This is a genomic window from Cupriavidus sp. H18C2 (genome assembly GCF_049393795.1).
In the GTDB taxonomy this organism is placed as follows: Bacteria; Pseudomonadota; Gammaproteobacteria; order Burkholderiales; family Burkholderiaceae; genus Cupriavidus; species Cupriavidus pauculus_C.
Genome location: NZ_CP186011.1, coordinates 1,156,577 through 1,182,085 on the forward strand (window position 1 = coordinate 1,156,577; position 25,509 = coordinate 1,182,085).

Sequence of the window (25,509 nt, forward strand, 5' to 3'; positions counted from 1 at the left end):
GGTCTGGCCGGCGCACAGGGTCATGCGGAATGTGGGTCGCCATGGCGCGTCTCGGGTAGGTTGCAGGGACGGGAAGCCCCCTGCGTGCTGCAGGTTTCATACCAGCGCTGACAGCAGTGATTCTGCGTGCATCCGCCGCAAAACTTTTCTAGCCTGATCTAGCCTGAAGGATTTTCGCCCCCCTTTGATCCGCCCAGGAGTCAAGTGATGACCGAAGCATCCCGGCTGCGGCCGGCTACTGCCGATGCCACCCTGTCCACCCCGGCATCCGGCCAGGAACATGTCGACGATACGCGCACGGCCATGTCCAGCGCCACCATCCGGCACGCGTTCCTCGATCACGTGTTTTATACGCAAGGCAAGCTGCCCGGCCACGCCAGCGGCAACGACCTGTACCAGGCGCTGGCCCATACCGTGCGCGACCGGCTCGTGCAGCGCTGGATCAGCACGGCCGAGACGTACCAGAACCAGCCGTCGCGCACCGTCGCCTACCTGTCGGCCGAATTCCTGATGGGCCCGCACCTGGGCAACAACCTCGTCAACCTTGGCATCTTCGACGAGGTCCGCGCGGCGATGACCGCGCTGGACCTGGACCTCGACGACATCCTGGCCCACGAGGAAGAGCCCGGGCTGGGCAACGGCGGCCTGGGCCGGCTGGCGGCCTGCTTCATGGATTCGCTGGCCACGCTGGAGATTCCCGCACTGGGCTACGGCATCCGCTACGAGTACGGCATCTTCCACCAGAACATCATCGACGGCCAGCAGGTGGAAACCACCGACACCTGGCTGCGCCACGGCAACCCGTGGGAGATCCAGCGCTCCGAATGGGCCGTACAGGTCCGGCTGGGCGGCCATACCGAGCACTACACCGACGACCGGGGCCGCTACCGCGTGCGCTGGGTGCCCGAGAAGACCGTGGTGGGCGTACCGTTCGACTCGCCGATCCTGGGCTACCGCGTGAACACGGTCAACACGCTGCGGCTGTGGCGCGCCGAAGCCACCGAGGCGTTCGACTTCCACACGTTCAACCGGGGCGACTACCTGGGCGCCGTCAGCAAGAAAGTGACGTCCGAGAACCTGACCAAGGTGCTCTACCCCAACGACGAGACCCAGCAGGGCAAGGAGCTACGGCTCGAACAGCAGTATTTCTTCGTCGCCTGCTCGCTGCAGGACATGCTGCGCCTGATGGCCTCGCATGGCATTCCCGTCACACGCTTTCACGAGAAGTTCGCGGTCCAGCTCAACGACACGCACCCGGCGGTGGGCATCGCCGAGCTGATGCGGCTGCTGATCGACGACCACGACCTGGCCTGGCACGACGCCTGGCACATCACGCGCAACGCATTTGCCTATACCAACCACACGCTGCTGCCCGAGGCACTGGAACAGTGGCCGCTGGAACTGTTCCGCCGCATCCTGCCGCGCCACCTGGAAATCATCTACGAGATCAACGCTCGCTTTCTGGACGAGGTGCGCATCGGCTTCTACGGCGACGAGTCGCGCGTGGCCCGGCTGTCGCTGGTCAACGAGCAGGGCGGCCGTTACGTGCGGATGGCGGGGCTCGCGTGCGTGGGCAGTCACGCGATCAACGGCGTCGCCGAGCTGCATTCGCGGCTGATGCGCGAGGACGTGCTGCAGGACTTCTACGCCATGTGGCCCGAGAAATTCACCAGCATCACCAACGGCGTGACGCCGCGCCGGTGGCTGGCGCTGTCCAACCCGCGCATGACGCAGCTGGTCAGCGACGCCATCGGCGACGGCTGGATCAAGGACCTCGACCAGCTCCGCGCGCTGGAGCCTTACGCCGACGACGCAGGCTTCCGCGAGCAATGGCAGGCCGTGCGCCGCGCCAACAAGCGCGACCTGGCCCAGCTGATCCGCGACTGCACCGGCGTGGTGGTGAACCCGGACTCGATGTTCGACGTGATGGTCAAGCGCATCCACGAGTACAAGCGCCAGCACCTGGCCGTGCTGCACATCATCGCGCTCTATCACCAGATCAAGTCCAGCCCCAACGCCGACGTGCCGCCGCGCACGTTCCTGTTCGCCGGCAAGGCGGCGCCGGGCTACCACTACGCCAAGCTGATGATCCGCTTCATCACGTCGGTGGCCGACGTGGTCAACCGCGACCCGCAGGTGCGCGACCGGCTGAAGGTGGTCTTCCTGCCCAATTTCAACGTCACGTACGGCCAGAAGATCTACCCGGCGGCAGACCTGTCCGAGCAGATCTCGCTGGCCGGCAAGGAGGCGTCCGGCACGGGCAACATGAAGTTCGCCATGAACGGGGCCATGACGATCGGCACGATGGACGGCGCCAACATCGAGCTGCGCGACGCCATCGGGGCCGACAACTTCTTCCCGTTCGGGCTCAACGCGTCGGAGGTCTACGCGCTGCGCGCCGCCGGCTATCACCCGTCCAGCTATTACGAGTCCAGCCCCGAGTTGCGCGCCGTGGTGGACCTGATCCAGCACGGCTTCTTCTCCAAGGGCGACGCGGCCGTGTTCCGGCCGCTGTTCGAGGGGCTGCTGCAGCACGACCCGTACATGCTGATGGCCGACTTTGCGTCGTACCTGCAATGCCAGCGCGAGGTATCGGCCGCCTACGCCGACCAGGACCGCTGGCAGCGGATGTCCGTGCTGTCGTCCGCCCGCTCGGGCCGCTTCTCGTCGGACCGGGCGATCCGCGAATACTGCGAACGGGTCTGGCATGTCGATCCGGTGCCGGTCTGCCTGCTGCACCGCGCCAGCGGCCACGTGCAGGGCCCGCGCCGGGGCGGGGACGGCGCCAGCGGCACAGGCGGCACGGCTGGCAACACGTCATCCAGCGTGGCCGGCGGCTTCAGCGAGCGCTGCCAGTAGCGCGTCCGGCGGCGCAGCGCTGGAACAGCGCTTTGCAGATTCTCGGCACGCCGCCGGGCCCGCGGCAGTTTCTACAACGGCACGGGCAGCTTATACACCGCCGTTGCCACGGACGACCGTAACCGTGATGGCGGCGCCAGCGTGGAGGCCGATTGTTGCGCGGCACAAGAGCTGGCACAAAGTTCGCATAGCCGTTGCCCTGCGCCGTGTCCTCGATGGCGCATTCCTCCAAAGCACCCGGTAACGACACCAAAAATGCGGGAGTTCTCCTTGAACGCGAATACCTTGTTTGTGGCGGCTGAAGCCCAGCCCCTGGCCAAGACCGGCGGGCTTGCCGATGTGGTGGGCGGCCTGGCGCAGGCGCTGCGACAGCGCGGCAGCGACGTCACGATCCTGATGCCCGGCTATCCCCGGGCGGTGGCCGCCGCGCGCGACGTGCGCAGCCTGGGCGCCATCCGCCTGCCGATGGCCTTGCCGCCCGGACACAGCCCGGCGCGCCTGCTCCAGGGCCTGATGCCCGACGGCGTGCGCGTGGTATTCCTGGACTGCCCGTCGCTGTACGACCGTCCCGGCTCGCTGTACGTGGATGCCACCGGCCGCGACTTCTGCGACAACGCCCAGCGCTTTGCCGCGCTGGCCCATGCCGCCACGGCCATCGCCGCCGGCGAGACGCCGCTGCCGGTGCCCAGCCTGGTCCATGCCCACGACTGGCATGCCGCGCTGACGCCACTGCTGATGCACCTGCGCGGGCTGCGCATCCCCACGGTCTGCACGATCCACAACCTGGCCTTCCAGGGCGTGTTCCCGATGGAGACGGCCGGCGCGCTGGGCCTGCCCGCCGAATGCCTGACGCCGGACGGTATCGAGTTCTGGGGCAAGATCAACTTCCTGAAGGCAGGCATCCGCTACGCGGACCGCGTGACCACGGTCAGCCACACCTATGCGCGGGAAATCCTGACGCCGCATTTCGGCCACGGGCTCGACGGGCTGCTGGCCCACCGCGCCGACGTGCTGGGCGCGATCCCGAACGGCGTCGACGTCGATGCGTGGTCGCCGCGCACCGACCGCCTGCTGCCGCAGCGCTACGACGTACGCAACATGACCGGCAAGCGCGCCTGCAAGGCCGCGCTGCAGGCCCGCCACGGGCTGCCGGTGGACCCGGACCGCCCGGTCATCGCCATGGGCAGCCGCCTGACTCATCAGAAAATGGCCGATGTGGCGCTCGACGCCATCGCGCTGACGCTGGAGACCGATGCCGACGCCCAGTTCGTGGTGCTCGGCTGCGGCGACCCGAAGCTGGAAGCGGCCTACACGGCGCTGGCGCAGCGCCATCCGGGCCGCGTCGGCGTGACCATCGGCTACCGCGAGGAAGACGCCCACCTGCTGCACGCGGGCGCCGACATCCTGCTGCACGGCAGCCGCTTCGAGCCATTCGGGCTGACGCCGGTCTACGCCATGCGCTACGGCACCGTGCCGATCGTCTCGCGCGTGGGCGGCCTGGCCGACACCGTGCGTGACGTGGGCGACGAAGCCACGCCGGCCGCGCGCGCCAACGGCATCGTTTTCGACGGCGATTCGGCCGAAGCCATGCGTGCCGCCATCGTCCGTGCACTAGGATGGTATGGCCGCCCGCGCCACTGGCGCAGCCTGCAACGGACCGGCATGCAGACCGACTTCAGCTGGGAGGCGCCGGCCCGCCAGTACATGGCGATGTACGGCGCGCTGTCGCCGGCACTGGCCGACCTGCCCGTCATCGCCCCCGTGGTGGAAGAGGCGCCGGCCCGGCCCGTGCGCAGCCGCCGCCCCGTGGTGGTGGCCGAGCCGCCGGTGCTGTCGCCGGCCGACGCTGGCGCGGCATCCCCGGCATGACCGGCATCCGGCGTTCTGCATGGCGATTTGCGTGAAGGTGGCCCACCATGATGACTGCATCACCCGCTCTGCCGCCGCGCCACGGCGTGCCCCCGGCGGTACCGAACTGGCAGACGCTGGGCGCCGACACGCGCCTGCTGCCGTGCGGCGACGATAGCGACGAAGCGTACTGGTTCGGCCCGGTCCGCCTGGCCGACGGGCGTGTGCGCTTTCGCCTGTGGGCGCCAGACGCCGCCGCGCAGGGCCAGACGGTACGGCTGGAAGTGGCCGGCATGGCACCGGTGCTGATGGTGGAAGGCCGCAAGGGCTGGTTCGAGGCCGTGGCGCCGTGCTGCCACGGCGCGCGCTACTGGTTCCGGCTTGACGACGGCACTATCGTGCCGGACCCCGCATCGCGGCTGCAGGCCGACGACGTGCACGGCGCCAGCGTGCTGTGCCTGCCCGAGCCCGGCGCCGCGTACCGCTGGCAGCATGCCGAATGGCGCGGCCGCCCGTGGCACGAGGCCGTGATCTACGAAATCCACGTCGGCCTGTACGGCGGCTACGCGGGCGTCACCGCCGAACTGCACCGGCTGGCCGCGCTGGGCTTCACCGCCATCGAGCTGATGCCGCTGGCCGAGTTTCCGGGCGCGCGTAACTGGGGCTACGACGGCGTGCTGCCGTTCGCGCCCGAGCGCAGCTACGGCACGCCCGACGAACTGCGCGCGCTGGTCGATACCGCGCACGGCCTGGGCATGATGGTGTTCCTGGACGTGGTCTACAACCACTTCGGGCCCGAGGGCAACTACCTGCCCACCTACGCTAGCGCCTTCTTCCGCAACGACCGGCAGACGCCGTGGGGCCCGGCCATCGACTTCCGCCGCGCCGAGGTGCGCCGCTTCTTTGGCGAGAACGCGCGCTACTGGCTTGAAGCGTTCCGCTTCGACGGCCTGCGGCTGGACGCCGTGCACGCCATCGACGACGAAGGCTGGCTGCCCCGGCTGGCCACCGACCTGCGCGACTGCGTGCAGGGCCGGCATATCCATCTGGTGCTGGAGAACGACCACAACGACGTGGCGCTGATCGAGGGCGGCTACGACGCGCAGTGGAACGACGACGCCCATCACGCGCTGCACGTGCTGCTGACCGGCGAGGACGACGGCTACTACCGCGAATACCAGGCCGACCTGCCCGGCAGCCAACGCACGGACCCCACTGGCTCGCCGGCGCTGCACCACCTGGCGCGCGTGCTGCGCGAAGGCTTTGCGTGGCAGGGCGAGGTGTCGCCGCACCGCAGCGGCGACGAGAACGGCCCGCTGCAGGGCCGCGAGGTGCGGCGCGGGCAGCCCAGCGCGGCGCTGGCGCCCACCGCGTTCGTGATGTTCGTGCAGAACCACGACCAGACCGGCAACCGCGCGTTCGGCGACCGCCTGACCACGCTGGCCGACCCCGACGCGCTGCGCGCCGCCGTGGCGCTGCAACTGCTCTGCCCGCAGATCCCGCTCGTGTTCATGGGCGAGGAACTGGGCGCGCGCGAGCCGTTCCTGTACTTCACCGATCATCCGCCCGAACTGGCGCAGGCCGTGCGCGATGGCCGGCGCCGCGAGTTCGCGGCGTCCGCCGCGTTCCGCGACGAGACCCACGCCGCGCGCATCCCGGACCCGAATGCCGTGGAAACGTTCGACGCCTCGAAGCCGGTCTGCGACAACAGCGACGGCAACTGCCGCGCGTGGAACCACTACTACGGCGAGTTGCTATCGATCCGGCGCAACGAGATCATGCCCCGGCTGCCGCACAGCCAGTCCGCCGGCGTCACCATCCTGGGCGAGCGCGCGCTGCTGGCGCGCTGGCGCATGGGCGACGGCAGCCTGCTGTCGATCTGGCTCAACCTCGGCACGGAGCCCGTGGAAGTGGACTGCGACGGCGGGCGGATGCTGCATGCCAGCCAGTCCGGCGCCATCGCGTCGCTGATGGCCGGCACGCTGCCGGGCCTGACCAGCGTCGCCTGCCTGCAATCGTCCTGACGGCCCGCCAGGGCCCCGCCTCCATGACAGACAACGTCGACCTGGACCACGCCGGCGTGCCGCGCGCCACGGCGCGGCTGCAGTTGCACGCCGGCTTTACGTTTGCCGATGCCGCCGCGCTGGTGCCCTACTACGCCGGGCTGGGCGTCAGCCACCTGTACCTGTCGCCGATCACCGCCGCGCGGCCCGGCTCCACGCACGGCTACGACGTCACCGACTTCACGCGCATCAACCCCGAACTGGGCGGCGAAGAAGGTTTCCTCGCGCTGGCCGCGCGCGCCCGCGAGGCCGGGCTTGGCCTGGTGGTGGACATCGTGCCGAACCACATGGCGTCCGACGCGCTGCACAACCCGTGGTGGCGCGACGTGCTGGCGCGCGGCGAGCAGAGCGCCTTTGCGCACTATTTCGACATCGACTGGCAGCCGGCCGACCCCGACCTGCGCGGCAAGGTGCTGGTGCCGATCCTGGGCGACCCGTACTGGCAGACGCTGGAATCCGGCGCCATCGCCGTGCGGCACGGCAACGACGGCAGGCTGGCGCTGCACTACGGCGACCACGACCTGCCGCTGGCCGACGGCGAGACCGAGGTGCCGGCCGATGCCAGCGCGCTGCACGCGCTGCTGGAGCGCCAGCACTACCGGCTGGCGTGGTGGCGCACCGGCGCGGCGCAACTGAACCGGCGCCGCTTCTTCGAGATCACCGATCTCGTGGGCGTGCGCGAGGAATGCGAGGACGTATTCGAGGCCGTGCACGCGCTGCCGTTCCGGCTCTACCGCGAAGGCTGGATCGACGGGCTGCGCATCGACCACGTCGATGGCCTGGCCGACCCGGCCGGCTACTGCCGCCGCGTGCGCGAGCGGCTGGACGCGCTGCGCCCCGGCCGGCCCGGCGAGCTGGCGCGCATGCACCCGTGGCTGGTCATCGAGAAGATCCTGGGTGAAACGGAGCCGCTGCCGCGCGACTGGAACGTCGACGGCACCACCGGCTACGACTTCATGGACGAGGTGGGCGCCGTGCTGCACGACCTGCACGGCGAGGCACCGCTTTGCATGCTCTGGATGCAGATCAGCGGCGACGCGCGGCCGTTCTCTGACTACGTGCGCGCCGGCCGGCACCGCGTGCTGGCCCGCCACCTGATTGCCGAAGCCGATGGCGTCTGCGCCCGGCTGCACGCGCGGGCGCGCCAGGACCACGCCACGCGCGACCTGACGCCGCACGCGCTGCGCCACGCGCTGACCGCGTTCATGACCGCGATTCCGGTCTATCGCAGCTACTACACGGCGGCCGGCGCCGCGCCGCGCGACACCGCGTTCGACGACGCGATGGTCACGGCGGCCGCCGCCGACGCGCGCCGCCATCTGGCGCCCGACGAGGCCGCCGCGCTCGATTTCATCGTCGCCTGCCTGCGCGTGGACGACCCCATCGACAGCGATCCGGGCCGGCTGCGCACAAAGCTCCAGCAACTGATGCCGGCGCTGGCCGCCAAGTCGACCGAGGACACCGCGTTCTACCGCTACGGCCGCCTGCTGTCGCGCAACGAGGTGGGCAGCGACCCCGGCACGCTGGCGATGGCGCCCGAGCGCTTTCATGAACGGATGCAGGCGCGCGCCGCCGACTGGCCGCACGCGATGCTGGCCGTGGCCACGCACGACCACAAGCGCGGCGAGGATGCCCGCATGCGGCTGGCCGTGCTCAGCGAGCGGGCCGACGAATGGGCCGAGGCCGTGGCAGGCTGGGAAGCGCGGCTGGCGCCGCTGCTGAGCCCCTCGCCCACCGGCCCGGACGGCGTGGACCGCATGATGCTGTACCAGACGCTGGTTGGCGCGTGGCCGGCCGATCCGCGTGAACTCGCCGCCGATGACGCCCAGCGCGCGTTCATCGACCGCGTCCTGGCGTGGCAGCAGAAGGCCATCCGCGAAGCCAAGCGCCATGGCAGCTGGACCCATCCCGATACGGCCTACGAGGACGCCTGCGAGGCGTTTCTGCCGGCTATTGCCAGCGGCGGGCCCGACAGCGTGCTGGAGAGCATCGGCGCCTTTGCGGGCCGCATCGGCACCGCCGCCGCGCTGAACAGCCTGGCGCAGACGCTGCTGCAACTGACCGCGCCCGGCGTGCCGGACCGCTACCAGGGCAACGAGACCTGGGACTTCAGCCTGGTCGACCCGGACAACCGCCGCGCGCCCGACTATGCGCGGCTGCAATCGCAGCTCGAATGCCGGGGCGGCTGGCCGCACTGGCTGGCGCACTGGCGCGATGGCCGCATCAAGCAGCAGTTGATCCGCAGCGTGCTGGCGTTCCGGCGCGACCACGCGGCGGTGTTCGCGCAGGGCAGCTATCGCCCGGTGCCGGCCAGTGGCGAGCGGGCGGGCAACGTGCTGGCGTTCACGCGCCAGTTCGGCAATACCGAGGTGATGGTGGCCGTGACGCGGCTGGCGGCGCGGCTTGTCGATCCGGCGCAGCCGCACGTGCCGCCGCACTGCTGGCAGGACACGGGCCTGCGCGCGGCCGATGCCGACTGGACCGACGCGCTGACCGGCCACGCCGTGGCCAACCACGCCGGCTGGCTGCGCGCCAAGGACGTGTTCGCGACGCTGCCGGTGGCGCTGCTGGTTCGCGGCTGACCGGCTACGCCGCGCGGTCCGGGCAACACCTGGCCAGGCGCGTTCAGTGCAGCCTGTGCGCGTCGAGGTCCAGCGCCTTCTCGGCCGCGTCGCCGGTCAGGCCGCGATAGTAGAGGTGCACGCCGATGGCCAGCGAGTCGTGGCGGATCTCGTGCAGCGCGCGCCATGCCTGCACGGCGTCGGTAAAGACCAGGTAATGGGCCTCGCGCGCGACCAGCGTCGCCACGTCATGCAGCCCGTGGTTGTGCAGCGCGCCGACCAGATGGTCCAGGCTGCGGTGCGTGCGGGCGTCGGTGCGCGGGTAGAGCATGTGCAGCACCGCCACGGGCGCCGCCGCTGCGACGGCCGTCGACGGAGCCGCCGTGAAGGCCGCCACGATGTCCTGGTGGTGGATCGCCGTGACCGTGGGGCCGGCCGGGGTGCGGGCGGACGTGAGTCCGGTTTGTGCCTGGGCGGCCTGGGCCGCTGCGCGGGTCGTGTTGTTCATGTCAGCACCTCCTGGTCAAATCTGAACGACTGTGGTGCAAAGATAGGGCATGGATGACGCGGCGCAATATGCATTTGGCGCAACAGTGAATTCCACCGTCTTCCGCAGAACGGAACGGCTGGCAGCCTGTCCATGCCACCCGAATCTTTCCGGACACTTTCAACCGGCTTTCGGCTGGCTTTCACCGCCGGCGTGGCAAGCCATCCGCCGGGCCGCCGCACATCGTTACGCGATCTTCTTCGTTGGCGGCGCAGGGCCGGCCGCCTACGATCCTGCTTTTCCGCCGCCGCGCTGTCGCCGGCCGGGCCGCGCCTCAGGCGCTGGCCAGGCCGCGCTGCAAGGCTGTTTTGAGCATCGAGAAGACATGTCGCGCCACAGGATTGACCGCGTTGGGACGCGCCCAGAGGTAGTAGGTGACATCGGGCAGGCGCGGCAGGCCGTCGGCCTCGCCCAGGATGCGCATGTCCGCCTGGAGCAGGTCGATGCTGCGCGCCGTGATGCCCAGCCCGCCGCGCAGCGCCGCCTTGATGCCGATCAGGCTCGGCGCCAGGTAGGCGATGCGCCACGGCACGCCGGCCTGCGTCAGCGCCTCCAGCGACAGCTTGCGGAACAGGCTCGGCTCGTCAGCCAGGATCAGCGGCACGGGCGTGCCGCGCTCGTAGACGAAGTCCGCCGCGCAGACCCAGATCGTCGGCGTGGTGCGCAGCGCGATGCCATCGAGCGTCGCGTCCTCGCGCGTGGACACGGTCAGGTCGATCTCGCCGCGCCGGAGCTGCTCCATCAGGAACGGGCTGCGCCCCACGTGGATCTCCAGCCGCAGCGCCGGCGACGACCGCGCGATATGCGACAGCAGCACCGGCAGCATGGTGTCGGCCACGTCGTGCGGCGCGCCGATGCGCAGCGAACCGGTCAGGTCCCCTTCGCGCAGCACGCGCAGCGCCTCGTCGTTGGTCGTCAGCAACTGCCGCGCGTATTCCAGCAGCTTCTTGCCGTGGCGCGTGAACTGCTTGCCGCGCCCCTGCCGCTCGAACAACGCCAGCCCGAGTTGCTCTTCCAGCCGCTGCATCTGCTGGGTGACGGCCGACTGCGTGCGCTGGACGGCCGCCGCCGCCGCGCCAAAGGTCTCATGGTCCGCAATGGCCACCAGCGTGCGGAGCAGGTCGAGGTCGAGGTTACGCATTCATTAGCCGTGCTAATGGGTTTTCGTCGCGCATTAAGTGGTTTTCAGGACAGGTGTTCATTACAGTGAAACACGAAGCACCGTTCTACCCCCGAAAAACAGAGATTGCAAGGATAGACCGCACCATGTCCATCGCAGAACAGCGTCAGTCGGCCGTCGGCGAAACGATCGAATCCATTAGAAACATCGTAGACAACGGCGGCGTGACCCGCGCCAGCCTGGCCCAGGTGCTGACCCTGGTGGAAGACCTGGCCGCCCGCACCGATTTCTGGAACGAGGCCGACTACCCGCCGCCCGAGGCCACCGAGCGCCAGGCGCGCTACCTGATCGCCGAGGATCCGGACCAGACCTACGCGCTCTACCTGAACGTGATGCGGCCGGGCAAGCGCATCCCGCCGCACAACCACACCACCTGGGCCTGCGTGGCGGGCGTGAGCGGCGTGGAGTTCAACGACGTCTACACCCGCACCGACGATGGCAGCCAGCCCGGCGTGGGCACGCTCGCGCACGAGCGGACCGTGGAAGTGGGGCCGCGCCACGGCATCGCGCTGCTGCCCGACGACATCCATTCGGTCGAGATCCGGGGCGACGACGTCATCCGCCACCTGCACATGTACGGCCGCTCGCTCGAAACGCTAACCGAACGGCTGTCGTTCGACCTTGAGACCGGCCGCTGCCAGGTCATGAACGTGGGCGTGCAGACCCGCCGCTAGACATAGCCTGACGGGGCCGCCGCGCCCCGACTCCCGAGAATCCCGCCGCCACTTCGCGCCCCGCGCGCGAGGACGGCCCCCTTTTGCCCAAAATTCATGACCCAGGCCATCTATCGACCCGTCGACGCCCCCACGCTCAAGGGCTGGCTGCACGACCCCGACGAAATCGCGCTGTTCGACGTCCGCGAGCACGGCCAGTATGGCGAGGGCCATCCGTTCTACGCGGTGCCGCTGCCGTACAGCCGGCTGGAGCTGGACGTGGGCCGCCTGGCGCCCCGCACCGACGCCCGCATCGTGCTGGCCGACGACGGCGACGGCGTGGCCGCGCGTGCCGCCGCCGCGCTGGCCCGGCTGGGCTACCGCAACCTGCACGTGCTCGACGGCGGCATGCCGGCCTGGCAGGCGGCCGGCTACACGCTGTTCGCGGGCGTGAACGTGCCGTCGAAGACGTTCGGCGAACTGGCCGAGCACCACTACCACACCCCGCGCGTGTCGGCGCAGGAGCTGGCGGCCATGCGTGCCGGCGCGCGGCCGCCCGTGGTGCTGGACGGCCGCCCCGCCAGCGAATTCCGCAAGATGAACATCCCCGGCGCCATCTGCTGCCCGAACGGCGAGCTGGCCTACCGGCTGCGCGATCTGGTGCCGGACACCACCACGCCGGTCGTCATCAACTGCGCCGGCCGCACGCGCAGCATCATCGGCGCCCAGTCGCTGATCAACTTCGGCGTGCCCAACCCGGTCTACGCGCTGGAAAACGGCACCCAGGGCTGGTACCTGAACGATTTCGTGCTCGAACACGGCGGCACGGCGCGCTACCCGGACACCGGCGCGCCCGCTGGCGCCGATGCGGCCCGCACGGCCGCCCGGGCCCTGGCCGAACGCTTTGGCGTGCCGATGATCGCGCCCGAACAGGCCATCGGCTGGCTGGCCGACGCGACGCGCACGACGTTCCTGTGCGACGTCCGCACGGCCGAGGAATACGCCGCGCGCACGCTGCCCGGCGCCCAGCACACGCCGGGGGGCCAGTTGATGCAGGCCACCGACCAGTACGTCGGCGTGCGCCGCGCCCGGCTGGTGCTGTTCGATGCCGACGCGGTGCGCGCGCCCGTCGTCGCCAGCTGGCTGCGCCAGATGGGCCATGACGCCGTGGTGCTGGACGGCGGGCTCGACGCCGGCCTGGCCGCGGGCGTGCGCGCGCCGCACGGCCCGGCGCCCGAAGTCACCGCGCTGCCGACCGTGACCAGTGCGCAACTGTCGGCCGGCATGGCGGCGCAGGCGATGCTGGCGCTCGATCTGCGCGGCAGCATGGCCTATCGCGCCGGCCACGTCGACGGCGCGCGCTGGTCCACGCGGGCGCGGCTTGCGCAGGACCTGCACGGCGTGCCGCACGACACCACGCTCGTGCTGGTGGGCGATGCCGATGCCGACGATCCGGCCGACCTGGCCGCCGCCGACCTGCTGGCGCTGGGCTACCGCGACGTGCGCCGGCTGCAGGGCGGCCTGGGCGCGTGGCGCGCCGCCGGCCTGCCCGTGCGGCACGGCGCCGACACGCTGCCCGACGCGCGCTGCATCGACTACCTGTTCTTCGTCCACGACCGGCACGACGGCAACAAGGCCGCCGCGCGCCAGTACCTGGCGTGGGAAACGGGCCTGATCGCCCAGCTCGACGCCCAGGAGCTGGCGACGTTCCGCTTCCCGCCCGCTGCCTGACCGCCATCCGAACCTGACCCCCAACACCTGCCCAACGCATAACGAGGTCGCCCCATGTCCCGTCCGATCACCCGCCGTCTGTCGCAGTACCTGGTTGCCGCCTGCACCGTCACGCTCTGCGCCGCCGCGCTGGCGCAGCAGCCGCTGGCGCCCGTCAACGGATTTCCGGCGCAGCCGCTTCGTATCGTGTCGCCGTTCCCGGCCGGCGGCGGCAACGACGCCGTGACGCGCGTGGTGGCCACGCGGCTGTCGCAGGTGCTGGGCCAGAGCGCGGTGACCGACAACCGCGGCGGCGCCGGCGGCAACATCGGCACGCGCTACGTGGCCGAGGCCAAGCCCGATGGCTACACCGTGCTGACCTCGCAGGTGTCGATCATGGCCGTCAACCCGACGCTCTACCGCGCGCCGGGCTTCGACCCGGTCAAGCAGTTCATCCCGGTCACGCAGATCAACGCCGCGCCGCTGGCCATCGTGGTGTCGGCCAACGCGCCGTGGAAGACGTTCGAGGAACTGGCCACGCAGGCCAGGGCGCAGCCGAACAAGATCACGTTCGCCACGCCGGGCAACGGCACGCTGTCGCACCTGGTGGGCGTGGTGCTGGACAAGGACAGCAGCGTGTCGCTGCAGCACGTGCCGTACAAGGGCGCGGGCCCGGCCATCAACGACCTGCTGGGCGGACAGGTGGATGTACTGATCACGTCGACGTCGTCGGTGGCCAGCTTCATCCAGGCCGGCCGCATGCGTGCGCTGGCCGTCACCAGCCCGCGCCGGCTAGGGGTATTCGCCAAGGTGCCCACGCTTGAGGAAATGGGCTACCGCAATGCACGCTTCGAGGACTGGTACGGCTTCTTCGTGCCGGCCGGCACGTCGCCCGAACGCGTGGCGCTGCTGAACCGCGCCATCGTGCAGGTGCTGCAGATGCCCGACGTGGTCAAGACCATCAACGACGGCGGCAGCGACGTGGTGGCCAACACGCCCGAGGCATTCGCCGCGCAGCTCAGGCAGGACATCGCGCGGTGGTCGCAGATCGTGCGGCTGTCCGGCGCGCATGTCGACTAGGCACGCGCCTTGCAAAACCCCACACACCTTCCGCCAACCCACAGGCAAGCCATGACCAAAGCGCTCTCCACCCGCCTGGCCCACGCCGGACGCACCGCCAGCGTGCCCGGCGGCCAGCCGGTGAACCCGCCCGTGGTGCGGGCCAGCACCGTCCTGTTCGAATCGGTCGCCCAGCAGCGCGAGATGCGCGCGCGGCGCGACACCGAGCGCCTGTTCACCTACGGCGCGCGCGGCAATCCCACCAACTTCGCGCTCGAAGACATGGTGACGATGCTGGAAGGCGGCCACCGCACGCGGCTGTTCCCGTCCGGGCTGGCCGCGGCGGCGATGACGATCCTGGCCTACGTGCGCCCCGGCCAGCACGTGCTGCTGCCCGACTGCGTCTACGAACCCGTGCGCAACCTGGCCAACGGGTTCCTGCGCCAGCACGGCATCGGCGCCGACTTCTACGCCGCCGACGGCACGGACCTGGACGCGAAGCTGCGGCCCGAGACGCGGCTGGTCTACGTGGAGGCGCCGGGATCGCTCGTCTACGAGATGTGCGACCTGCCCGCGCTGGCCGCCCGCGCCCATGCGCACGGCGCACTGGTGGCGGCGGACAACACGTGGGGCTCCGGCCTGCTGTACCGGCCGCTGGCGCTGGGCGCCGATATCTCGCTGATGGCCGCCACCAAGTACCTGGGCGGCCATTCGGACGTGATGATGGGCACGGTCTGCACCACCGAGGCCGCGTGGCAGCCGCTGGCGGCCATGGCCGACGCCTTCGGCATGACCGTGAGCCCCGACGACGCCTACCTGGTGCAGCGCGGCATCCGCTCGCTGGGCGCGCGGCTGGCGCAGCATCAGGCCGGCGCGCTCGACGTGGCGCGCTGGCTGCTGGACCGGCCCGAGGTGGCGCAGGTCTTCTGCCCCGCGCTGCCGCACGATCCGGGCCACGCCCTGTGGCGGCGCGACTGCCACGGCACCAACGGCCTGCTTTCGTTCACGCTGCGCTCGCCAGCCCCGGTGGCGCCCGAGCGTTTCGTCGACAGCCTGCGGCTCTTCGGCATCGGCGCGTCGTGGGGCGGCTTTGAAAGCCTGGCCGTGCTGGCCGACATGCGCCGCGCGCGCAGCGTCACGGACTGGGCCGCCCACGGCACCGTGATCCGGCTCCACATCGGGCTCGAAGCGGTGCCCGACCTGCTGGCCGACCTGGACCAGGCGTTCGCCGCCATCGCCACGCTCGAACCCTCCAACAAGGACACTTCCCATGCCTATCATCGGTGACTGGCTGCGCCAGCAATCGGGCCCGGCCCGCACCAACGGCCAACTACCGGTCGGCTCCATGGCCTCGGGCATGGCCGTCACGCTGCCGTACGTGGCGGTGCGCGGCGCCCATCCCGGCCGCACGCTCTGGCTGCACGGCCAGGTGCACGGCGACGAGATCAACGGCATGGTGGCGGCGCTGCGCTTTGCCCGCGGCCTGGACCCGGCCACGATGCACGGCAACGTGGTGGTCACGCCCACCGGCAACCCGCAGGCGCTGGACGCGCGCCGCAAGCGCAATCCGTACGACGAACTCGACCTCGACCAGACCTATCCCGGCAACGCGGGCGGCCTGGTATCGGAACGGCTGGCCCACGCGCTGATCGCCGAAGTGCGCGGCGTGGCCGACGTGCTGATCAACCTGCACACGATGAACCCGCTGTTCGATGCCCGGCCCTACACGGTCTACAAGGTGCATCCGGACAGCCCCGTCACCGAGGCCGACGTGCTGGCGGCCATGGCGCCATTCCATCCGCACGTGGCTTGCCAGCAGGACGTGGGCGGCAAGGGCGAGCTGCCCGGCAACATCGCCGGCGCGCTCGACTACCAGTGCCTGGCCGCCGGCGTCTGCGCGTTCATGCTCGAACTGGGCAGCGGCAGCCGCTTCGAGCCCGACAACATCGCCGTGGCCGAAACCGGCTTCCAGACGCTGGCCGTGCAGATGGGCATCCTGTCCGGCCAGCCGGCGCAGCCAGCCGCCACGTCGCTGCGGCGCGTGAAGCGGCGCGGATGGATCACCGCCGACGAAGGCGGCCTGTTCATCCCCGGCGCCCGCGCCGGCGACCTGCTGCGCGAAGGCCAGTCGATCGGCGACACGCTCAAGCTCGACGCGTCGCTCACCCCCGTCAGGGCGTTCCCGCGCGACGGCGTGCTGATCGGCCTGCGCAGCGACCCCGTGGTCCACACCGGCGAACGGCTCGCGTTCGTGGCGTGGGAGTGGGACCAGGTGTCGCTGTCTTCCGGCGCCGTCGCATGACGGACGGCCGGCCCTCTCCCCCAGCCCCTCTCCCGCAAGCGGGAGAGGGGAGCAAACCAAAGCCATCTGGACAGCTGGTGGTGGTCTCCCCTCTCCCGCGCGCGGAAGCGCGGAGCAAACCCAAGCCATCTGGACAGCCCGCGGTTGTCTCCCCTCTCCCGCGCGCGGGAGAGGGGCCGGGGGAGAGGGCAGGCATCGCAACCTCCTACCCTGTTTCACACAAGATCTTCGGAGCCTCACCATGCTTCCCCGCCACACCCTCCTCCTGGCCCTCGCCCTGCTTTCCCCGCTGGCCCACGCCGCCTGGCCCGACCCGGCCAAGCCGATCCGCGTGGTCGTGGGCTTTCCGCCCGGCGGCGGCGCCGATGCGCTGGCGCGGGCCATCGCCCCGGCGCTGTCGGACCAGCTCAAGGCCAACGTGATCATCGACAACCGGCCCGGCGCCGGCGGGCTGATCGCCACCGAGATGGTGGCCAAGTCCGCGCCGGACGGTTACACGCTCTACATCGCCACGCCGGGGTCGTTCACGATCTGGCCCAACCTGCGCAAGCTCAACTACGACCCGCAGAAAGACTTCGCGCCAGTGAGCGTGCTGGTGACCATGCCCAACGTGCTGGTCACCGGCGCCGACACGCCGTACAAGGACGTGCAGGGCATGCTGGCCGCCGTGCGCAGCGCCAACGGCCGGTTCTCGTACGCGTCCGGCGGCAACGGCACCATCGGCCAGATCGCCGCCGAGCAGTTCAAGATGCTGGCCCACGTGCAGATGCAGCACGTGCCCTACAAGGGCACCACGCCGGCGCTGACCGACGTGATGGGCGGCGTGGTGCCGATCACGTTCTCGGACCCATCGGCCAAGCCGCTGATTGCTTCCGGCAAGCTGCGCGCGCTGGCCGTGACCACGGCCACGCGGTCGGCCCAGTTCCCGGGCGTGCCGACCGTGGCGGAAGCCGGCGTGCCCGGCTACGAGGTCACCAACTGGTACGGGCTGGTGGCGCCGGCCGGCACGCCCGCCGACGTGGTTGCCACGCTGAACAAGGCGCTGGTCAAGGTCATGGCCGATCCGGACATCCGCCAGCGGCTGGCGGTATCAGGCATGGATGCCACGTCGGACACGCCGCAGCAGTTCGCGCGGCTGCTAGCCACCGAGCGCACCAAGTGGGGCGACCTGATCCGCAAGGCCGGCATCCAGGGCGACTGATACCGTGACCGTCCGCCGCTATCCGCAACTGGCCCACTGGGGCGCCTTCACCGCCGTGGTCGAGGACGGCCGGCTGATCGCTTGCGAGCCGTTTGCCGCCGACCCCGATCCGTCGCCGCTGCTCGACGCCATCGTACCGATGGTCTACTCGCCCACGCGCATCCGCGCGCCGATGGTGCGGCGCGGCTGGCTGGCACGGCGCGAGTCCAGCGACGGCCACGCGCGCGGCCGCGACGATTTCGTGGAAGTGTCCTGGGACGACGCGCTCGACCTCGTCGCCGGCGAGATCGCCCGCGTGCGCGGCACGTACGGGCCGTCGGGCGTGTTCGGCGGATCGTACGGCTGGTCGTCGGCGGGACGGCTGCACCACGCGCGCTCGCTGATCCGCCGCTTCCACTTCACCGGCGGCGGCTGCGTCGACCAGGTCGGCAACTACAGCTGGGGCACGGCGCAGTTCCTGCTGCCGCACGTGATTGGCACCTACCAGCCGCTGACCGGCCGCGTGACCGCATGGCCGAGCCTGATCGCCCATACCGAGGTGTTCCTGGCCTTTGGCGGGCTGGCACTCAAGAACGGGCAGGTATCGTCCGGCGGCGCGGCTGAGCATACGCAGGCGCAATGGCTGCGCAAGCTGGCCGCCAGCGGCGCCACGGTCATCAACGTCAGCCCCACGCGCGACGACTGCCCGGACTTCCTGGGCGCCGAATGGGTCCCCATCCGCCCGAACACCGACGTGGCGCTGATGCTGGCGCTGGCCTACGCGCTGCGCCGCGCCGACGCGCACGACGCGGCGTTCCTGCAGTCGCATTGCAGCGGCTGGGCCGAGCTGGAAGCCTACCTGCTGGGCGATAGCGACGGCACGCCCAAGACGCCGGCGTGGGCGGCCGCCATCACCGGCATCCCGGCCGCGCGCATCGAACGGCTGGCCGCGCAACTGGCCGGCCGGCGCAGCTACATCACGTGCAGCTTCGCCGTGCAGCGCCAGCATCGCGGCGAGCAGCCCTACTGGATGGCGATTGCGCTGGCGGCCATGCTCGGGCAGATCGGGCTGCCCGGCGGCGGGTTCGGCTTCGGCCATGGGTCGATGAACGGCGTGGGCAATCCGCGCGTGGCCACGCCGGGGCCCGAAATGCCGGTGGGCCGCAATCCGGCGGACCTGGACATCCCGTGCGCGCGGCTTGCCGACATGCTGTTGCATCCTGGCACCCCGTACCGCTTCCAGGGCGAGACGCGCCACTATCCCGACGTGAAGCTCGTGCACTGGGCCGGCGGCAACCCGTTTCATCACCACCAGCAGCTCGCGCGGCTGCGTCAGGCGTGGGCGCGGCCGCAGACGGTGATCGTGCAGGACATCGTCTGGACGGCCACCGCGCGCCACGCCGACATCGTGCTGCCCGTGACCACGGCGCTGGAACGCAACGATATCGGCGGCTCGTCGCGCGACCGCTATGTGCTGGCGATGCACCGCGCTATCGCGCCGCTGCACCAGGCGCGCAGCGATCTCGACATCTTCACGGCACTGGCCGAACGGCTGGGCTACCGCGACGCATTCACCGAGCGCCGCGACGAGCCCGGCTGGATCGAGGCCATCTACGCCCGCTGCCGCGAGGCACAGGCGCGCGCCGGCATCGACCTGCCCGACTTCGACACGTTCTGGCGCGCGGGCCATGTCGCCCTGCCGCCGCCGGCCGAGGACTTCGTGCTGTTCGACGATTTCCGCCGCGACCCGCTGGCCCATCCGCTGCGCACGCCGAGCGGCCGCATCGAGCTGTCCAGCGCCACGCTGGGGCGGCTGTCCGACGACTGCGGCACCCATCCGAACTGGCAGCCGCCAGCCGAATGGCTGGGCGCACCCGAGGCGCAGCGCCATCCGCTGCATCTGGTCTCGGTGCAGCCGGCCGACCGCCTGCACAGCCAGCTCGACGCGGCCCCGCTGGCCCAGTCGAACAAGGTAGACGGCGCGGAACGCATCACGCTGCACCCCGCCGACGCCGCCGCGCGCGGCCTGACGCCCGGCATGCGCGTACGCGTCCACAACACCCGCGGCGCCATCGCCGCCGGGCTGGCCGTCAGCGACGGCATCACGCGCGGCGTGGCCATGATCGCCACCGGGGCGTGGTACAACCCGGACGCCGACGGCCTGGACCGCGCCGGCGCCGCCAACACGCTGACGCTCGACATCGGCACGTCGGACCTGACGCAAGGACCGAACGCGATGAGCTGCCTGGTGGAGGTATCGGGGGAGGGATAAAGTGGGGCTGATCGCCGGCCATCGCATCTTGAATCGCAGGCCCTCACCCCTAACCCCCTCTCCCAGAGGGAGAGGGGAAAAACAAGCGCCTGGGCCAGCCACCACCCGCGTGTTTGCTCCCCTCTCCCGCATCGCGGGAGAGGGGCCGGGGGAGAGGGCGTGGCGGTGCTGCTTGCCGACCATGGCATGTTGAACCGCTGGCCCTCTCCCCTAACCCCTCTCCCAGAGGGGAGAGGGGGAAAAACAAGCGCCAGGGCCAGCCACGCGCCGCGCCAGGCGCTAGCCGCCGAAGCGGCGCGGATCGTACGGCGCGGGGTCGACGTAAGGCGTGTCGCGGTCGAACATCTCGGCCAGCAGGCGCGCCGTGGCCGGGCCCAGCGTCAGGCCCTGGTGGCCGTGGCCGAAGTGGAACCACAGGTTGGCGTGGCGCGGCGCGCGGCCCACCACGGGCCGCATGTCGGCGATGCACGGCCGCGCGCCCATCCACGGCGTGGCTTCGACGGGCGGGCCCAGCCGCACCAGATCGGCCGCCAGCAGTTCGGCGCGCGCGGACTGCACCGGCGTCGGCGGTGCGTCGTGGTGGGCGAACTCGGCGCCCGTGGTCAGCCGCAGCCCCTGCCGCATCGGCGCCAGCAGCATGCCGTTCTCGGCGTCGAGCAGCGGGCGGGCCGGCATGGACGCCACGCGATAGTGGCGGTGATAACCACGCTTGACGAACAGCGGCAGGCGGTAGCCAAGCCGCTGCGTCAGCCCGGCCGCCCACGGGCCCAGCGCGATCACGGCGTGTTCGGCGTCGATGGTGCCGTCGGCGGTCTGCACGGTCCAGCCGCTGCCCGACGCGCGCAGCGTGTCGGCATCGCCGCGCAGCAGCACGCCGCCCTCGCGCTCGAACAGCGCCGCGTAGCGCGCCACCAGTTCGCCCGGATCGCTGACGGTCCATGGGTCCTGCCAGTGCACGGCGCCGGCCAGCGTGCGTTGCAGCGCCGGTTCCTCGCGCGCCAGCGCGGCGCCGTCCAGGATGGCATGGCGCAGTTCGTGCGCGGCGGCCACCGTGCCGGCCTCGCGCGCGGCGGCGTCGAACGCGGCCGGGGTCCGGTACGCCTCGAACCAGCCGGTCTTGCGGATCAGGTCCTGCGCGCCGGCGCGCTCGACCAGCGGCGCGTGTTCGTCGATGCAATGGCGGATCAGCGCGGCATAGGCGCTGACCGTGGCGGCGTAGCGCTGCGGCGCCGACGCGTGCCAGTAGCGCGCCAGCGCCGGCACCAGCGACGGCAGCGCCCGCAGGTGGTAGTGCACGTCGTTGCCGCGCCGCGCGGCCACGCGCAGGATGGCCTGCCAGGCGCGCGGAAACGCGTAGGGCTGCACCGCCTCGCGCTGGATGATGCCGGCATTGCCGTACGAGGTCTCGCGCCCCGGCGCGTTGCGATCCACCAGGCAGACCGCGTGGCCGCGCTGCTGCAGCGCCAGCGCCGTGGCGACGCCGACGATGCCGGCGCCCAGCACGATCACATCGGTCCGGCGGGAGGGTCTCGGGTGTTCTGTCATGACGTCCTGTCAGGTCTCGCGGATGGTCTTTCGGGTTCGGGGCCGGGGCGCGGCGGCGCCGGCGCGTTCGATGTCGCGCGCCGCCTCACGCAGGCAGGCGGCCAGATCGGATACGGCCGGCGGCAGCCGGCGGTCGCGTAGCGTGATCAGCCCCACGGGCGGCAGGTCTACCTCCACCGGCATCGCCAGCACGTGGAAACGGCCCTCGGCCTGCAACTGGCGGCCCACGGCGCGGGCGACGAATCCTACCGCCTGGCGCTGCGCGACGAACGTGGTCACGGCCAGGTACGACGACGATTCCATGATGTCGGCCGGCAGCGTCTGGCCGTGCCGATGCAGTGCCTGCTCGATCTTCACGCGCAGTGACGCCCACGGCGGCGGCAGCACCAGCGGCTGGCGCGCCACATCGGCCCAGCCCGGGCGCGCCTTGCCGGCCAGCGCGTGGCCGGCCGCGACGATGGCGACCATCGGCTCCTCGTACAGCGCCTCGGTGACGAGGTCCGGCGCCGCGTAGGCCGGTTCCAGCCGGCCGACGATCACGTCCAGCTCCGACAGCCGCAGCCGGGGCAGCAGGTGCGTCAGGTCGCCCTCTTCCACCAGCACCGTGGCGCGCGGCGACTGCGCCTTCAGGCGTGCCACGGCCTGGGCCAGCAGCACGGGCAGCGTGGCGCCCATCGACCCCACGCGCACGCGGCCAGCCGCGCCGCTGGCCACGGCCTCGATCTCGTCGCGCGTCACGTCGTACTGGGCCAGCACCGCGCGCGCAAAGCGCACCAGCGATTCGCCGGCCGGCGTGGGCTCGGTGCCGCGCGTGGAGCGCGTGAACAGCGTCAGCCCCAGCATCTTCTCCACCTCGGCCAGCACCTTCGACACCGCCGGCTGGCTGACCGACAGGAACTCGGCGGTCCGGCCCAGGTGGCGAAATTCGTCCAGCGCCACCAGCAGTTGCAGGTGCCTGAGCTTGATGTTGGAACGGAAGGCGCGGTCGATATGGGCCATGGCGGCGAGTCTACCTAACCGGCAGGTTATGAAGCAATGCCAATTTTCTATTGGATGGTTATGTTGCCCGCGCCCACAATCGCTGGCAGAGCGGATGGGCGTCGCAGCCCGTCCGCGACCTAGAACAGCGTTGGAGACAATCCCCATGACACACGGCCTTCCCGCCAGCCTTTCGCGCCGCCGCCTGCTGCTGGGCAGCGCCGCCGCCACCGCCGTTGCCGCCACCGGCACGGCCGCCCTGCTGGGCCCGCGCATCGCGCGCGCCGCCAGCGAGTATCCGGACCGCCCCATCAAGTTCATCTGCCCGTGGCCCGTGGGCGGCACGGCGGACCAGTCGATGCGCGCGCTGTGCCAGGTGGCGTCGGGGTTGCTCAAGCAGTCCATCGTGGTGGAAAACCGCGCCGGCGCGTCCGGCATGATCGGCACCAAGGCGCTGGCCAGCGCCGCGCCGGACGGCTACACGATCGGCCAGATCCCGATCTCGGTCACGCGCTTCTCGCAGCTCGGCATGCTGCAGCTTGACCCGCGCACCGACCTGACCTACCTGGCGCGCACGTCGGGCCAGACCTTTGGCATCGCCGTGCCGGCCAACTCGCGCTACAGGACGCTGGCCGACGTGATTGCCGAGGCCAAGGCCAACCCGGGCCGCGTGACGTACGCGCACGCCGGCATCGGCGGCGCCACGCACGTCGGCATGGAACAGTTTGCGCTGGCCGCCGGCGTCAGGTTCAACGCGGTGGCCTACAAGGGCGGCTCGCAGGCGCTGCAGGACGTGCTGGCGAACCAGGTGGAGCTGCTGGCCGATTCCAGCTCGTGGGCGCCGCACGTGGAAGCGGGCAAGCTGCGCCTGCTGGCCACCTGGGGCGAGCAGCGCACGCCGCGCTTCAAGGACACGCCCACGCTCAAGGAACTGGGCTTCAACGTGGTGGTGGAGGCGCCCAACGGCATCGGCGCGCCCAAGGGCCTGCCGCCCGACGTCGAGAAGAAGCTGCGCGACGCATTCCGCGCGGCGGTGGCCAGCGCCGAGTTCAAGGCCGTGGCGTCGCGCATCGACGCGCCGGTCATGTACCTGGACGGTCCCGAATACAAGAAGTACGTCGCCGCGGTCTACGACCAGGAGACCCAGCTCATCCAGCGCCTGAAACTCAAGGACATGCTCGCGCAGAGCTGATCCGCATCGCCCCCGACCACCGTGACCCTGAACCCCGTCATCCGCCTGCACGCCAACGACAACGTCCTGATCGCCCGGGGCGACCTGACGCTGGGCCAGCACCTGCCCGACCTGGACGTGCGCGTGCGCGCCCAGGTGCCGGCCGGGCACAAGATTGCCGCGCGCGCGATTGCCCGCGGCGAGCCGGTCAGGAAGTACGACACCGTGATCGGCGTGGCCGACCGCGACATCGTGCCCGGCGAGCACGTGCACAGCCACAACCTCCGGCTCGTCGACTTCTACCGCGACCCGGCCTTCTGCACCGACGTGCGCCCGGTGGCCTACGTGCCCGAGGCCGAGCGCGCCACGTTCATGGGTTACGTGCGGCCCGACGGCCGCGTGGGGACGCGCAATTTCATCGGCATCCTGTCGTCGGTGAATTGCTCGGCCACGGTCATCAAGCACATCGCCGCGCATTTCACGCCGGAACGGCTGGCGGCCTATCCGAATGTCGACGGCGTGGCCGCCTTCGCGCAGAGCAGCGGCTGCGGCATGTCGTCGCCGAGCGAGCATTTCGACCTGCTGCGCCGCACGATTGCCGGCTATGCCCGGCACCCGAACCTGGCCGGCGTGCTGATCGTCGGGCTGGGCTGCGAGCGCAACCAGGTGGCGTCGCTGGTGGATTCGCAGGGACTGGTGCCCGGCGAGACCCTGCACACGCTGGTCATGCAGGACACCGGCGGCACGCGCGCCACCATCGAGGCCGGCATCCGCGCCATCGAGTCCATGCTGCCGGCGGCCAATGCGTACCGCCGCCAGCCGGTCAGCGCGAGCCACATCAAGATCGGGCTCGAATGCGGCGGGTCGGACGGCTTCTCGGGCATCACGGCCAACCCGGCGCTGGGCGCGGCCATGGACATCCTGGTGCGCCACGGCGGCACGGCCATCCTGTCCGAGACGCCCGAGATCCACGGCGTGGAATACATGCTCACGCGCCGCGCGGTCACGCCCGAGGTCGGCCAGAAACTGCTGGACCGGCTGGCGTGGTGGGAGCGCTACACGGCCGGCCACAACGCGCAGTTCAACGGCGTGGTGGGCCACGGCAACCAGCAGGGCGGGCTGGCCAACATCTTCGAGAAATCGCTGGGCTCGGCCATGAAGGGCGGCACCACGCCGCTGCAGGCCGTGTACGAGTACGCCGAGCCGATCGACCAGGCCGGCTTCGTGTTCATGGATTCCCCGGGCTACGACCCCGTGGCTGCCACGGGCCAGATCGCCAGCGGCGCCAACCTGATCTGCTTCACCACCGGGCGGGGCTCGATGTTCGGCTCCAAGCCCGCCCCGACGATCAAGCTCGCGTCCAACTCGCCGATGTACCGCCGGCTGGAGGAAGACATGGACATCAACTGCGGGCTGGTGCTGGACGGCGAACTGAGCGTGGCCCAGATGGGCGAACGCATCTTCGCGCACATCCTGCGCGCCGCCTCGGGCGAGCCCACCAAGAGCGAACTGCTGGGCCTTGGCGACCACGAATTCGTGCCGTGGCACGTGGGGATCGTGAGCTAGCCGTCTCCCCCACGG

Annotated in this window: 17 protein-coding genes; 13 read left to right on the forward strand and 4 right to left on the reverse strand. The window is 70.9% G+C overall.

Annotated features, from left to right (window positions below; all coding sequences use genetic code 11):
• The first annotated feature begins 303 nt into the window (after nt 1-303).
• The 4 genes from EPAKOI_RS21750 to treY all read left to right on the forward strand — a co-directional run bounded on the left by EPAKOI_RS21750 (nt 304) and on the right by treY (nt 9,352).
• Nucleotides 304-2,859, forward strand: a complete 2,556-nt coding sequence (locus tag EPAKOI_RS21750; protein WP_253700367.1) for a glycogen/starch/alpha-glucan phosphorylase — start codon at nt 304-306, stop codon at nt 2,857-2,859.
• Between the two features lie 270 nt (nt 2,860-3,129).
• Nucleotides 3,130-4,728 carry a glycogen synthase GlgA gene (gene glgA, locus EPAKOI_RS21755; protein ID WP_423193648.1) on the forward strand — a complete coding sequence of 533 codons (1,599 nt, stop codon included), beginning with the start codon at nt 3,130-3,132 and terminating at the stop codon, nt 4,726-4,728.
• 50 nt (nt 4,729-4,778) lie between these two features.
• The gene (gene treZ / locus EPAKOI_RS21760; RefSeq protein WP_423194554.1) at nt 4,779-6,731 is read left to right on the forward strand and encodes a malto-oligosyltrehalose trehalohydrolase; all 1,953 of its coding nucleotides are present in this window, start codon (nt 4,779-4,781) and stop codon (nt 6,729-6,731) included.
• Between the two features lie 23 nt (nt 6,732-6,754).
• Nucleotides 6,755-9,352 (forward strand): malto-oligosyltrehalose synthase, encoded by a 2,598-nt coding sequence (gene treY, locus EPAKOI_RS21765; protein WP_423193649.1) that lies wholly within the window; start codon nt 6,755-6,757, stop codon nt 9,350-9,352.
• Nucleotides 9,353-9,395: 43 nt separating this feature from the next.
• Here the strand turns inward: treY and EPAKOI_RS21770 are convergent, their stop codons facing one another.
• Together EPAKOI_RS21770 and EPAKOI_RS21775 are read right to left on the reverse strand one after the other, a co-directional pair.
• The gene (locus tag EPAKOI_RS21770) at nt 9,396-9,839 is read right to left on the reverse strand and encodes a hypothetical protein (RefSeq protein ID WP_423193650.1); all 444 of its coding nucleotides are present in this window, start codon (nt 9,837-9,839) and stop codon (nt 9,396-9,398) included.
• Nucleotides 9,840-10,152: 313 nt separating this feature from the next.
• Nucleotides 10,153-11,019, reverse strand: coding sequence for a LysR substrate-binding domain-containing protein (locus EPAKOI_RS21775; protein ID WP_124686229.1), 867 nt, complete (start codon nt 11,017-11,019; stop codon nt 10,153-10,155).
• Between the two features lie 125 nt (nt 11,020-11,144).
• Between EPAKOI_RS21775 and EPAKOI_RS21780 the strand changes: the two genes are divergently transcribed.
• From EPAKOI_RS21780 to EPAKOI_RS21810, 7 genes are all read left to right on the forward strand, one after another.
• Complete coding sequence (locus tag EPAKOI_RS21780; protein ID WP_423193651.1) at nt 11,145-11,732, forward strand: hypothetical protein; 588 nt, start codon at nt 11,145-11,147, stop codon at nt 11,730-11,732.
• Between the two features lie 96 nt (nt 11,733-11,828).
• Nucleotides 11,829-13,442, forward strand: a complete 1,614-nt coding sequence (locus tag EPAKOI_RS21785) for a rhodanese-like domain-containing protein (RefSeq protein WP_423193652.1) — start codon at nt 11,829-11,831, stop codon at nt 13,440-13,442.
• A 54-nt stretch (nt 13,443-13,496) separates the two neighbouring features.
• Complete coding sequence (locus tag EPAKOI_RS21790; protein WP_124686227.1) at nt 13,497-14,501, forward strand: Bug family tripartite tricarboxylate transporter substrate binding protein; 1,005 nt, start codon at nt 13,497-13,499, stop codon at nt 14,499-14,501.
• Nucleotides 14,502-14,552: 51 nt separating this feature from the next.
• The gene (metC, locus tag EPAKOI_RS21795; protein WP_124686226.1) at nt 14,553-15,767 is read left to right on the forward strand and encodes a cystathionine beta-lyase; all 1,215 of its coding nucleotides are present in this window, start codon (nt 14,553-14,555) and stop codon (nt 15,765-15,767) included.
• Nucleotides 15,751-16,782, forward strand: a complete 1,032-nt coding sequence (locus EPAKOI_RS21800; protein WP_423193653.1) for a M14 family metallopeptidase — start codon at nt 15,751-15,753, stop codon at nt 16,780-16,782. The genes metC and EPAKOI_RS21800 overlap by 17 nt, the downstream gene beginning before the upstream one ends.
• Before the next feature lie 241 nt (nt 16,783-17,023).
• Nucleotides 17,024-17,983, forward strand: a complete 960-nt coding sequence (locus EPAKOI_RS21805) for a tripartite tricarboxylate transporter substrate binding protein (protein ID WP_313838331.1) — start codon at nt 17,024-17,026, stop codon at nt 17,981-17,983.
• A 4-nt stretch (nt 17,984-17,987) separates the two neighbouring features.
• Nucleotides 17,988-20,234, forward strand: a complete 2,247-nt coding sequence (locus EPAKOI_RS21810) for a molybdopterin-dependent oxidoreductase (RefSeq protein WP_423193654.1) — start codon at nt 17,988-17,990, stop codon at nt 20,232-20,234.
• A gap of 279 nt (nt 20,235-20,513) precedes the next feature.
• Here EPAKOI_RS21810 and EPAKOI_RS21815 read toward each other — a convergent pair whose 3' ends face one another.
• Both EPAKOI_RS21815 and EPAKOI_RS21820 read right to left on the reverse strand, forming a co-directional pair.
• A complete protein-coding gene (locus EPAKOI_RS21815) occupies nt 20,514-21,779 on the reverse strand; it encodes an NAD(P)/FAD-dependent oxidoreductase (protein ID WP_423193655.1) in 1,266 nt (421 codons plus the stop codon).
• Nucleotides 21,780-21,788: 9 nt separating this feature from the next.
• Complete coding sequence (locus EPAKOI_RS21820) at nt 21,789-22,778, reverse strand: LysR substrate-binding domain-containing protein (protein ID WP_423193656.1); 990 nt, start codon at nt 22,776-22,778, stop codon at nt 21,789-21,791.
• A gap of 145 nt (nt 22,779-22,923) precedes the next feature.
• On the opposite strand from EPAKOI_RS21820, the gene EPAKOI_RS21825 reads away from it, so the two are divergent.
• Complete coding sequence (locus EPAKOI_RS21825) at nt 22,924-23,949, forward strand: tripartite tricarboxylate transporter substrate binding protein (RefSeq protein WP_313838341.1); 1,026 nt, start codon at nt 22,924-22,926, stop codon at nt 23,947-23,949.
• Between the two features lie 21 nt (nt 23,950-23,970).
• Nucleotides 23,971-25,494 (forward strand): UxaA family hydrolase, encoded by a 1,524-nt coding sequence (locus EPAKOI_RS21830; protein WP_423193657.1) that lies wholly within the window; start codon nt 23,971-23,973, stop codon nt 25,492-25,494.
• Nucleotides 25,495-25,509 lie beyond the last annotated feature (15 nt).

Excerpts from the sequence above, each read along its gene's own strand:
- EPAKOI_RS21820 (WP_423193656.1), bottom strand. The coding sequence starts at position 22,778 with ATGGCCCATATCGACCGCGCCTTCCGTTCCAACATCAAGCTCAGGCAC.
- EPAKOI_RS21780 (WP_423193651.1), top strand. The coding sequence starts at position 11,145 with ATGTCCATCGCAGAACAGCGTCAGTCGGCCGTCGGCGAAACGATCGAA.
- EPAKOI_RS21805 (WP_313838331.1), top strand. The coding sequence starts at position 17,024 with ATGCTTCCCCGCCACACCCTCCTCCTGGCCCTCGCCCTGCTTTCCCCG.
- metC (WP_124686226.1), top strand. The coding sequence starts at position 14,553 with ATGACCAAAGCGCTCTCCACCCGCCTGGCCCACGCCGGACGCACCGCC.
- treY (WP_423193649.1), top strand. The coding sequence starts at position 6,755 with ATGACAGACAACGTCGACCTGGACCACGCCGGCGTGCCGCGCGCCACG.
- EPAKOI_RS21770 (WP_423193650.1), bottom strand. The coding sequence starts at position 9,839 with ATGAACAACACGACCCGCGCAGCGGCCCAGGCCGCCCAGGCACAAACC.
- EPAKOI_RS21790 (WP_124686227.1), top strand. The coding sequence starts at position 13,497 with ATGTCCCGTCCGATCACCCGCCGTCTGTCGCAGTACCTGGTTGCCGCC.
- EPAKOI_RS21750 (WP_253700367.1), top strand. The coding sequence starts at position 304 with ATGTCCAGCGCCACCATCCGGCACGCGTTCCTCGATCACGTGTTTTAT.
- EPAKOI_RS21800 (WP_423193653.1), top strand. The coding sequence starts at position 15,751 with ATGCCTATCATCGGTGACTGGCTGCGCCAGCAATCGGGCCCGGCCCGC.
- EPAKOI_RS21785 (WP_423193652.1), top strand. The coding sequence starts at position 11,829 with ATGACCCAGGCCATCTATCGACCCGTCGACGCCCCCACGCTCAAGGGC.
- EPAKOI_RS21775 (WP_124686229.1), bottom strand. The coding sequence starts at position 11,019 with ATGCGTAACCTCGACCTCGACCTGCTCCGCACGCTGGTGGCCATTGCG.
- treZ (WP_423194554.1), top strand. The coding sequence starts at position 4,779 with ATGACTGCATCACCCGCTCTGCCGCCGCGCCACGGCGTGCCCCCGGCG.
- EPAKOI_RS21815 (WP_423193655.1), bottom strand. The coding sequence starts at position 21,779 with ATGACAGAACACCCGAGACCCTCCCGCCGGACCGATGTGATCGTGCTG.
- EPAKOI_RS21825 (WP_313838341.1), top strand. The coding sequence starts at position 22,924 with ATGACACACGGCCTTCCCGCCAGCCTTTCGCGCCGCCGCCTGCTGCTG.